This is a genomic window from Streptomyces sp. NPDC004667 (assembly GCF_040609475.1).
Classification (GTDB): domain Bacteria; phylum Actinomycetota; class Actinomycetes; order Streptomycetales; family Streptomycetaceae; genus Streptomyces.
This window is the reverse complement of the sequence record NZ_JBEXKC010000233.1, coordinates 1-2376: the sequence shown is the minus strand read 5'-3', so window position 1 is coordinate 2376 and position 2376 is coordinate 1. Positions and strand designations below refer to the sequence as shown.

At 74.8% G+C, this 2376-nt stretch carries 2 protein-coding genes; both read right to left on the bottom strand.

All coding sequences use genetic code 11. From position 1 onward, the window contains the following. Nucleotides 1-40 precede the first annotated feature (40 nt). Entirely contained in the window at nt 41-1738 is a 1698-nt protein-coding gene (locus tag ABZW32_RS39600; RefSeq protein WP_356225742.1) for a nitrite/sulfite reductase, read from the bottom strand. A 62-nt stretch (nt 1739-1800) separates the two neighbouring features. After that, a complete protein-coding gene (locus tag ABZW32_RS39595) occupies nt 1801-2163 on the bottom strand; it encodes a hypothetical protein (RefSeq protein ID WP_356225741.1) in 363 nt (120 codons plus the stop codon). Nucleotides 2164-2376 lie beyond the last annotated feature (213 nt).

Below are 2376 nucleotides of genomic sequence, written 5' to 3'. Positions count from 1 at the left end.
CCGGCGGGAGGGTCCCCCCCCGGGCCGCGGCCAAACGGCGTTACGCCAGGGCGGATTCGTCGCAGCGGGTCACCCACGAGGTGAAGGACTCCGCGGCGTCGGTACGCCCCGCCAGGTACGCGCGGGTCAGGCGTTCCACGTAGTCCGGGAGGTCCGCGGCCGTCGTCTTCAGGCCGCGGAGCTTCTTGCCGAAGCCGCCCTCCTGGTCCGCCGCCAGGGTCAGGCTGCCGCCCAGGTGTACCTGGAAGCCCTCCACCTGCCGGCCGTCCTCGTCGGCGACCAGCTGGCCCTTGAGGCCGATGTCGGCGACTTGCGTACGGGCGCAGGAGTTGGGGCAGCCGTTGATGTTGACGGTCAGGCCCACGTCCTCTCCCGCCAGGCGCTTCTCCAGCTCCGCGACCAGGGTCGCCGCCCGTTCCTTCGTCTCCACGATCGCCAGCTTGCAGTACTCGATCCCCGTGCAGGCCATCGTGTTCCGGCGCCACGGCGAGGGGCGGGCCTGCAGGCCGATCTCCGCCAGCTCCGCGACCAGGGGCTCCGGGTCGGCCACGTCCAGGACCAGCAGCTTCTGGTACGGGGTCAGCCGGACCCGGCCGCTGCCGTGGGCCTGCGCCAGGTCGGCCAGCGCGGCCAGCCGCGTACCCGAGAGGCGGCCGACGACCGGCGCCGCGCCCACGTACGACAGGCCGTCGTTCTGCGGGTGCACGCCGATGTGGTCGATCGGGACCGGGGGGAGCGAGGGGGCCGGGCCGTCGAGCAGGGGCCGGCCCAGGTACTCCTCCTCCAGGACCTTGCGGAACCGCTCCACGCCCCAGTCGGCGATCAGGAACTTCAGCCGGGCCCGCCCGCGCAGCCGCCGGTAGCCGTAGTCGCGGAACAGCCGCGCCACCGCCACCCACACGTCCGGAACCTCGTCGAGCGGCACCCACACCCCGACGTGCTGCGCGAGGACCGGCACCGTCGACAGCCCGCCGCCCACCCACATGCCGAAGCCCGGCCCGTGCTCCGGGTGGACCGCGCCCAGGAAGGCCAGGTCGTTGATCTCGTAGGGGATGTCCGGCAGCCAGGACACCGCCGACTTGTACTTGCGCGGCAGGTTCGACAGCGACGGGTCGCCGATGTAGCGGGCGGCGATCTCCCGTACGGCCGGGGTCGCGTCGAGGACCTCGTCCGCGCCCACCCCGGCCACCGGACTGCCGACGATGACGCGCGGGCAGTCCCCGCAGGCCTCCGTCGTCGACAGGCCGACCTCCTCCAGCCGCCGCCAGATCTCGGGCACGTCCTCGATCCGCACCCAGTGCAGCTGGATGTTCTGCCGGTCGGTGACGTCCGCCGTGTTGCGGGCGAAGCGCACCGAGATGTCGGCGATCGCCCGCAGCTGGGCGGCGTCGAGGGTGCCGCCGTCGCTGCGCACCCGCATCATGAAGTGCTCGTCCTCCAGCTCCTCCGGGGCCAGGGAGCCGGTCCTGCCGCCGTCGATGCCGGGCTTGCGCTGCGTGTACAGCCCCCACCAGCGCATCCGGCCGCGCAGGTCGTCGGGGTCGATGGAGGCGAAGCCCTCGCGGGAGTAGACCCGCTCGATGCGCTCGCGCACCAGCAGCGGGTCCTCGACCTGCTTGAACTCCTCGTTGGCGTTGAGCGGTTCCCGCTCGCCCAGCGCCCACTGCCCCTCGGGGCGTTTGGCGGCGGGCCGGGCGGTCCGCGCGGTGCGGACCGGCGGCGCGACTGTTTCCGTCATGAGTCCGTGCTCCTACGGGGAGGGGGGAGGGGGGAGGGGGAGGGGGTCAGGCGGGGGAGGGGTCAGGCCGTGCCGAGGTTCGCCACCGGGACGATCATTCCGCTGGGCAGCCAGCTCGTCGTCCCCTCGTGGTGGTGGCCGCCGGAGCCGCCGCTGCCGGGTACGTAGAGCACGGCGGTGGCGTACAGCCGGGCGGGCGCCGGGCCCGAGGTGCCCCGCGCCAGGCGCCAGGCCTCGTACCCGGAAGCGGTGGGCGGCTCGCCCGGCAGGCGGGCGCCGAGCGCCGTCAGGTACTCCACGGCGGCGGGGCCGTTCGGCGCGTACCGCAGGGGAACCAGCTGGCCCGCGCCGGGGGAGAGCAGCGGGGCGGTGAACAGCCAGGGCGCCAGGTAGGTGCCCTCGGCGGTGGTCCGGCCCGCCTCCACGTCGCGTACGGCGCCCTCCGCGCCCGCCCTGCCGGCGGTGACGACCAGCGGCTGCCGCGTCGTGTCCGGGAGGCCTACGGAGACGCCCGCGCGGGCGGCCGCGGCGCGCTCCTCGGCGGAGCCTGCCCGCCGGCCCGGGGAGGCGTCCTCGGCGAGGGGCTGCTCCTAGGGCCCCGCCCCGCCCGTGGGTGCAGAGATGACGTGTGGACGGAT